The sequence below is a fragment of the Oleiphilus sp. HI0086 genome, from assembly GCF_001635225.1.
Genome location: NZ_LWFZ01001291.1, coordinates 1 through 7,886, shown reverse-complemented (window position 1 = coordinate 7,886; position 7,886 = coordinate 1). Strand labels below are relative to the sequence as shown.

General features: G+C 40.7%; 7 protein-coding genes. All 7 read right to left on the bottom strand.

The features are described 5' to 3' along the window. Nucleotides 1-347: hypothetical protein (locus tag A3756_RS22215; RefSeq protein ID WP_068554671.1), on the bottom strand; the 347-nt coding region annotated here is incomplete at its 3' end. A 213-nt stretch (nucleotides 348-560) separates the two neighbouring features. Next, nucleotides 561-2,672 carry a UvrD-helicase domain-containing protein gene (locus A3756_RS22210; RefSeq protein ID WP_068511974.1) on the bottom strand — a complete coding sequence of 704 codons (2,112 nt, stop codon included), beginning with the start codon at nucleotides 2,670-2,672 and terminating at the stop codon, nucleotides 561-563. After that, nucleotides 2,672-5,785 carry an AAA domain-containing protein gene (locus A3756_RS22205; protein ID WP_068511972.1) on the bottom strand — a complete coding sequence of 1,038 codons (3,114 nt, stop codon included), beginning with the start codon at nucleotides 5,783-5,785 and terminating at the stop codon, nucleotides 2,672-2,674. The genes A3756_RS22210 and A3756_RS22205 overlap by 1 nt, the downstream gene beginning before the upstream one ends. A gap of 16 nt (nucleotides 5,786-5,801) precedes the next feature. Next, on the bottom strand, nucleotides 5,802-5,954 hold the full coding sequence (locus A3756_RS26830) for a hypothetical protein (RefSeq protein WP_156490693.1): 153 nt from the start codon (nucleotides 5,952-5,954) through the stop codon (nucleotides 5,802-5,804). Nucleotides 5,955-6,082: 128 nt separating this feature from the next. After that, on the bottom strand, nucleotides 6,083-6,646 hold the full coding sequence (locus tag A3756_RS22200; protein WP_068511970.1) for a 3'-5' exonuclease: 564 nt from the start codon (nucleotides 6,644-6,646) through the stop codon (nucleotides 6,083-6,085). A gap of 111 nt (nucleotides 6,647-6,757) precedes the next feature. Then, nucleotides 6,758-7,045 carry a hypothetical protein gene (locus A3756_RS22195; protein ID WP_068511967.1) on the bottom strand — a complete coding sequence of 96 codons (288 nt, stop codon included), beginning with the start codon at nucleotides 7,043-7,045 and terminating at the stop codon, nucleotides 6,758-6,760. 58 nt (nucleotides 7,046-7,103) lie between these two features. Next, a complete protein-coding gene (locus A3756_RS22190; RefSeq protein ID WP_068511966.1) occupies nucleotides 7,104-7,697 on the bottom strand; it encodes a hypothetical protein in 594 nt (197 codons plus the stop codon). Nucleotides 7,698-7,886: the final 189 nt, after the last annotated feature.

The following is a 7,886-nucleotide window of genomic DNA, read 5'->3' as shown; positions in this document are numbered from 1 at the left end:
TGTTTGTAGTTCCTGACAAGTACAGCTAGTTCATTTTTAGTTAAGAATTCTTCGGCCAGTCTCTTTGGCATATGAGCGCCGTCCGTATATGGACCTATTTTATTAGGCAAAACGACGGAATAAATTTCTTCTGATGTCTCTTCAGTGTCTAGCTGAAGGTATACGGAAGGAAACTCTCTTCTTAGTAGCTCAATTTGATAGGCTAGTTTGGTGTGCCTAAAAAACTCACCATGGGAATCAGAACTTTTGTTATCGTCCTGATGTGATTTCCAAAAATGGTTAATCGTGTGAATACGCTTAACTAGCTCTTCAATAGTCAGGGCGTATGACATTCCTTCGTACTTCATTTCTTACTCCTTTAAACAAGCGAATTATTTCATCATGCCTGTCTTTGGTAAATTAAATAGCTCTCGTTTTGCACAGCGAATTAAAATAACGATAAATCCGCGTGTTTTTGTCTTAAGCCATAATGACTACCAATTGAAAGAAGTTTTACGGACAATTGGGGGACGTTCATAGAAACATTAGTTCTAATTTGTGGCAAACCGCGTACTTCCTTGTTACAACAATCTCTGTTCATTGAAATATGAGCTTAGCTGTCCATAACTCAATATATGGGCTGACTTTCTGGCGCGCGTCAAGGCTACATAGACCAAACTTCGCTCTTCTGTATCAGCTTGTGCAAGTGAGGCTTTATCTGCCCGCCCCTGCAGTGCATACTGTAAGGGTATTAGTCCTTCATTCGCTGAAGCCAACACAACATGATTAAACTCTAACCCTTTGACACGATGGACGGTTGCTAGTTTTATTGCGCCACTCCCTTCATCAGCTCTGTTGGCTTGAATTATTGAGGTTTTGATACCAAGGTTTGCAAAACCTTTACTCAGTTCATTAACTTCACTATTTGTTCGCGCAACGACACAGAAATTTTCGTGGGGCTCTGCTGACTGTTTTACTAAGTTTGAAACATAGGAGCACTGTTCATTTAAGTTCGACAGTGTTTCGATAACTGGAAATTCACCATGACTGAGAGACTTGTACTGATGGTTATCGTCGGTGCCACCATCTAAATCGTCGATATCCCTCCCCTCCAAAAGGTTAATGGCAGAAAGTCTGATTTCGTCTGTCGTACGATAGTTAATTTTTAACTTCGAAGAGCGGCCACGAATATTAATACCGCATTGGCTCAATATGACCTTATTTTTACCGTATATACGCTGATGAGCATCGCCAACAATAAATAGATCATTAGGTCTCTCTGGCACAATAGCTCTTAACAATTTGTATGCTTGAGACCCCATATCTTGAGCTTCATCCACGATGACAGACGAATAGTCTTGAGTTCCTTGCCCGCTTTCTATAAATCCGAGAGTATCTCGATAAACATCATCAACCTCTTTATAATGTTCGGCATTTAGTAGTCGACGATATTCTTCAAACACCGGCCAAATTTCAAAGCGTTGCTCACGATCAAGTCTTGTACCCCTGCCTTTTCTAGAAGCTCGTTTATACGCATTGAACGTATCAATGCCTTGAGCCTGTACGACACGTTGCCATTCTTCCTTGTAGAAATTATTGGAAAAATTTAAATGTCGTGGACATTTGATGAGCGCTTTACCCCATAACTCTTCACTTTTACGTTGATCATAGAGTATGCGGTATCCATAATTATGATGTTTTAGAAAGTTTTGCACCCATTGGTCAAGGTTAATGACTTCAATCTTAGAAAGGGTATGCTGATCGCAAATACTTTGAAGGCTAGTTGAAATATCAATCGCGAGGTTTTTGGTATAAGTGGTAAACAGAACTTTCTGTCCGTTATCACAGCAGTTTTCTGCAAGCCATTTGGCACGGTGCATTGCCACAACTGTTTTGCCCGTACCCGCTCCACCTAGTACTCTTACCGAACCATTCTTAATACCCATAACGAGCTTGCGTTGCGCTGGGTGCAGAAACACTCGCCATTTAGCAACCGGTTCAGCAAGCATTTCTCTTAGCTCTTTTTCACTTGCTGGGACAAAGAAGCTAGCTATAGTAGAAGGTAGGCTGAGTGCTTGCTGATAGTCTGATGAATCAACGCTTGAAACATCGCTAGTTTCGCTTTCTAGTAAAAGACTTTCATAGCTTTCGCCCGCGTTATAAAAGAATAAAGCCTCATATGCCTCTTTCGGTAATCGGTGTTGTAGTTGATCCAACATCGACTCGTTAGTCACACTCCTTACAGACGATATAAGCTCATCGGGAACACCAAGTCTTAGTAAGTGTTTATCCTTTAAATTGTCAAACAAGCCCTTTTCGAAAGTAGACGGAGCTGAAACCTTTTGCATCGTCTCAATCATGGTCTCGTATATCTGTAGAGATCCAGTATTAGGATTTATTTTACACTGATGAACTGCTGCCCAGTTATATGCTCTATCATGATGATCTACCCACAATAGCAAATAGACATTTCCCTCAGCCGGTGCATGTAGTATGACTCTGTATGCTTGATCAACCCGTATAGATCGCATGAGCTTATCCTTAAGCGCATTGAGAGTTTCATAATTCAATCCCGGAGATTTAGGGTTACTTTGAAACTTTAGAACCAGTTGAATAACCTTAGCTTGGGTGTTAGCTGGTAGTTTCACTAAAGCGTTAAAAAACGTGTCCGCGAAGGCGACTTTAATATCCATCAAGCAGCTTCCTTTGACGCTAACAAACTTAACAGGCCCTCAGGTTTCTCATCAATACTTACAACCGTCCAACCTTGTTTTGTGAATAACTCTTCGCCCTCATCCATTTGGTAGTCGATTAACAACGCTACTTTATAACTCTCCCAAGCAAGCTCTGATTCACATAAAATTTCCCCGTTGCCATCACACAGCTCATAACCCACTGTAGGAACATCAACACAAGCCTGAGACTCTAAATAATCTACTAGGTCCATAACTACTTCATCCGCGTAGCGTTTGACCCTTTCCCAATCAGAGTTTTTACTATTGGTACTATTATCTTGGGAGTCACTAACAGTTTGCCTTTTGGCAGCTCGCTCAAGTGCAGCGACTATGCGTTCCTTTTCGTCACACTCATTGGTTTTTAGCCTTAACAACCTTAATCCAATATTCTGCAGAACCTGGTTCTTCAACGTGTCTCGCCCGCGCTGTTCAGCATTATTTTCGTGAAACTCGAAGCCATCAACCTCGATTGCCAAAACAGGGCTCTTATCGATTCGCGAATAAATCAAGAAATCTACATGCGACCAAGGATTCTTCACAAATTTACTTTGTTCATAAGTTAGCTCTGACGTATCTTTTACAATGTCATTTAGCTGAACATGAAGCACATAATCTAAATCTTGGAAAGCCTCTAAGGATAAGACCTCTCTCAAGAGAACATCTATGAGATTTTCTGAATGGTAAATGGAAACTTTGTTATGTCGGGCTAAAAACTCTCGACGCTGCACGCTTTGTTCTGAATAGAGCATATCAAAAACAGATGACTTTTTACTTGGTATCAGCGCCTTGCCCATCGTTTGATAATTGATATAACGCACCAAGGCTCCAATATTCGAGTTATTATCGTTAAAGATCTTATTCCCCGTCACTAACACAAACTGGTCAACTGCTCTAGACACGGCAACGTTAACGGTATCAGCACGATCAATAAAGTCATTTATCGAGTTAGCTACCGTTGAGAACACGATAACTTGTTTCTCACGACCTTGGTATTTGAAGACTGTATCAGTGTCCATATTCTCATCATCTAAACACTTCCTAGTTTGCTCAATATGCTTTCTATAAGGAGCGATTATCCCAATTTCATCTGAATCTTGTGTCGCTAATCGAGGTTCAGTCAGCACCTCATCCTTAATAACTGAGATCTCTCTTTCACTAAACAGCCCCGGTTCATCAAACAACTTCCTTGCGTGATTTCCGGCCACAAGCGGAAAAACCAGGAACGGGTCTTTCCTCTCACCTTCTTCGGTCATAATTAACAGCTGATCGTTGTAGAACTGTTTATTACAAAACCCAATAATCGCTGGATGACACCTATAGTGCTCTCTTAACATCGTTTTAGGTAATCGATCGCCATAAGTCTTGAGCAACGAAGACATTATGCTGTTGTCGTAAAAGTTATAATGCTCTTCAACCGGATATTCATCTTCTACTTCGGCTTTCTGGTCAAGAGCGGCCTCTGATGCAAAATTGGATATTTGCTTTAGATCGCCCACGACCACAAGACGTTTGCAGCATGACAACGAAATTGCAGCAGTTACCAGATCTACCTGAGAGGCTTCATCAATTATTAGATAATCCAGAAGTGTCCCACGATCCACGCACCCTCTGAGCGAATGGGTAGCACTTAATATGAGTGGGTGCTGTTTAAGAAACGTTTCGTAATCATTACGATAATCTTCTTTAGTAAACTTTTCAGGATTTAGCCCATATCGATTTAGCGCAATTGAATGCTTAAACAACTCAAGAGAAAGTTCTTTCGAGCTCTTCATTAAACTCTTACTTTCTATCCCTTCAAGCTTTTTCTCAAGCGAAGAAATACTCTCTGTTAGTTCTATAACTTTGGTATCGAAGTAGTCTTTCTCTAGATCTGAAATTAGCTCCGCGCTGCATTGTGATACTTGCTTAAAGTTAGAGATACCGAATCTAAAATATACTTTTATCGCAGACCAAATAAGTGCTAGCTTACTTTTCTTTTTCCCAAATATAAGCGACTGCTTGAAGGCTAAAATATCCGCTGCGGTATACTTCCTACGGGAAGTCAGTTTTGCATACACATTTTTGGCATCGGGATATTTGCTCTCGAAATGCTGTTTCTCTAGGTCAAAATCCAGTTTCTTTTGCTTGATTTCTGCTAGTTCATTCTCCAGCACGAGCACCTCTTCCAGCTTTGTGGAGATCATTTTAAAATGAGCCTCCTTAGCAGCAAGAACATCAGTCGTTATTACCCAGCCTTGTTTTTGAGGCTCTACAAATTCCTTCGAAAAGAATGCTGTCTTTCTACCATCATTACCAAGCGCTGCTGTAAGAAAGCCAAATCCGTTAGCTTCAAGCTTTTCAGCGACATTATCCGTAGCTGAGTTATTTCCGGAAACTACTCCTACGGTCTGCCCTTCACTTACTGCATTAGCAATAATATTTAGAATGGTTTGTGTCTTACCTGTTCCTGGAGGGCCTTCAATCACACTAATCTGGTTTGTCAGTGCATTTTCAACAGCACTTTTCTGCGAAGGATTAAGCCCAAAGGGAAACAATACCTTCTTGGGTAATTCGAACCGTTGCCCAAGCTCACCAGCCAGGTACTTAGCCAGTGCAGATTCAGTTTCGACACCGCCTAAATTTTTGTAGTAGTTTTCGAGATACTGATTAGGCTCTTTACCCTCTTCCTTTATTTCGAAACAACGAGATAGCCTTTTGAGATATTCGAAACGTTTGTTCACTCGTTCATCTGATCTTTTGTCCTTTATGAAACTGACGTCACGCCTCAGCGCCACTACATTGGCGCCTTTTTCTGGAACAAATCGATACCACTCCCCAGCCTGCTGTGCTGAAACGAATTTTCGTGGCCTGGCACCCTTTATCGATACGAGTTTGTAAGAAACATCGAACTCTTTAAGGATTCTTTCATAGGCAAGGTTCTTATTCTTCTTTGCATACTTATACTGTCTGTCTTTACCTTCAAATTGCACATAAAAATAAGCATCATCTTGATCAATTGATATAACGTTATCAGTAATGTCTTTAGCATTCGCATTATCAACACTAACGATTAAGTTTGTTTTCTCATCCATAATACTTCTTACATCCTTACTTCTGATCGAGTTGCTCGGCAATCAAAAGGGTATTTTCAGCCCTTCTTTTTTTGTTGCTTTCGCTTTTAGCGAGGTACTTCCTTCCCCAGTAAGCCCCTTTAGCTTTTTTGGAGCCAACATGCTCGGTTTTCTTAGCTACATTTGCCATTGCTTGCCCTTATATTGCACCGCTAATTTTATTAACTTGATAATTAACATTCAGAATTTTGGTTCTAATTTGAGAACCATGCATTGTTTCTGTCTCTCTAAATCTCAAAACGCATCACAAGCTCAACGTTATGACATATAAAGCTTTTGCTGTTCAGCTACTATCGTAAGTAGATCAAATGTTAAGTTAGCGTCAGATAAGGCTCGGTGAGCATTACCAACGCGCTCAATACCTTGTTGTTTTGCCGCATTTTCAAGCGATTGAGCAGCTTTTTTGTCTCTGTATCGAACACGTGCGCCAAAGTAATTTGCATACCATTCTGCTACGCACACAGCACTAAAGCTTGGAATTGGATAATTAAAGGTTTCAAAACTTCTAACCAAGATCTCTGCATCGAAGCGAGCGTTATACATAAATACTATCCTTCCATTAATTAACGCATAAACTTCCTCCATCACGTCATTCCACAAAGGTTTATCCCCTAGTTCACCTTCTGAAATGCCATGAACTGCAAATGCACTATCAGTTATTGGCACGGTCGCTTTTATTAATTTATCAAATACAACCTGGCCATTTTTATCAATAATCGATAGTTCTATAATCTGATCGTTATTTCCTAATCCCGTTGCTTCAACATCTAGTATTAGATAATCCGAATCAAGCAGGTTTAAATCAAAGTCTTCGTATTTCATAATAAATTCATCCCCTAAGAACCTAATTAGTATTTGCTTAATGAGTTCTATAATAGGGATGTAGAGCAACCTTTCTCAGGGACAATAGAGGGACATTCTCCGTATCGCTTTTTACCCCCCAATTAAACTCAGTCGCTTATCAGTAAGCACACAAAGCACCCCGCCCGTTGTATGCATAACCTGATGATTAAAGTCACAGTACGCTCCAGCAATATTCAAAGGTAGCTGTTCATTACCAAAGAAATTTGGGGCGAAATACATGAGTTCACCAGCTTTACATTGCATAGCTTCTGCATCACTGGAAGCGTGACAAAGCTTGCTTTGGTTTACCTCGGCTCCGTGCTTACACCCAGCAAGCAGCCCTAAAGATATTACGCATACAATTAGTGCTTTTTTCATTTATGAATTTCCTTTTCAATAGTTAATTTGAATTTGTGATAGAACTAAAGCTCACAAATCAGTCGCAAGCCTTGGCTCCAATCAATTGATAAAGATCTGCGAGCCCTTCGACAGAGGCTTCATATGAAGACCTAAGTTCCGCGTTATTCTGAACAAACCGGTTATCACTCAGGGATCTTTGAAGCTGATCCAATATCTGATAGGTTCGATCTAATGCTTCATGGACCACAAACTCGTCATTCCGACTCCCTGCATCTACGTTGTCTTGATTGAGTTTTCGGTAAATTGCGTAGATTGCATCTTCACTCATCTCTGAGCTATCCAAGCCAAAGGACTGAGTAAGGAATAACTGTCGCGGCTCCCCCTCCAAACGATCAGCTAGACGAACAATAAGTTCTTGTGTCCCTATCTCAGGTATTGCTATACATGGGTTTGACTTTGCGTATGACATCTTAAGTACTGCAAACTCCTTTTTGTTTGTTGCTACTTCATAAGTTTCACGACTTATATCTCGTTCGTTTATCAAGCAGCAGCTGCTAACCGGCCTTAATGCTGGCAAACCATCTAACGTATTCTGCGGTTCATCGAATACATATATCTCTTTCTCCAAGTCTAGCTTTTGCATCTGCGCCAACAGTTCTCTTATTTTCATTTCTATATCCCATTAATCTATTTGGACGAAACAACGAGCCCTAAGAAAAGCTCGTTATTACTTTTATCCTGCAACCTATTGAGCTACGTTCCTTGCAGATAAGCTAAACCACAAACCGAACAGCGCAAGCCATACCATCGTCATTCCCATTCCCTTAACCAAAGTCGCTTGCAAGGTAAACTCTCCGCC

Excerpts from the sequence above, each read along its gene's own strand:
- A3756_RS22210 (WP_068511974.1), bottom strand. The coding sequence starts at position 2,672 with ATGGATATTAAAGTCGCCTTCGCGGACACGTTTTTTAACGCTTTAGTG.
- A3756_RS22205 (WP_068511972.1), bottom strand. The coding sequence starts at position 5,785 with ATGGATGAGAAAACAAACTTAATCGTTAGTGTTGATAATGCGAATGCT.
- A3756_RS26830 (WP_156490693.1), bottom strand. The coding sequence starts at position 5,954 with ATGGCAAATGTAGCTAAGAAAACCGAGCATGTTGGCTCCAAAAAAGCT.
- A3756_RS22200 (WP_068511970.1), bottom strand. The coding sequence starts at position 6,646 with ATGAAATACGAAGACTTTGATTTAAACCTGCTTGATTCGGATTATCTA.
- A3756_RS22195 (WP_068511967.1), bottom strand. The coding sequence starts at position 7,045 with ATGAAAAAAGCACTAATTGTATGCGTAATATCTTTAGGGCTGCTTGCT.
- A3756_RS22190 (WP_068511966.1), bottom strand. The coding sequence starts at position 7,697 with ATGAAAATAAGAGAACTGTTGGCGCAGATGCAAAAGCTAGACTTGGAG.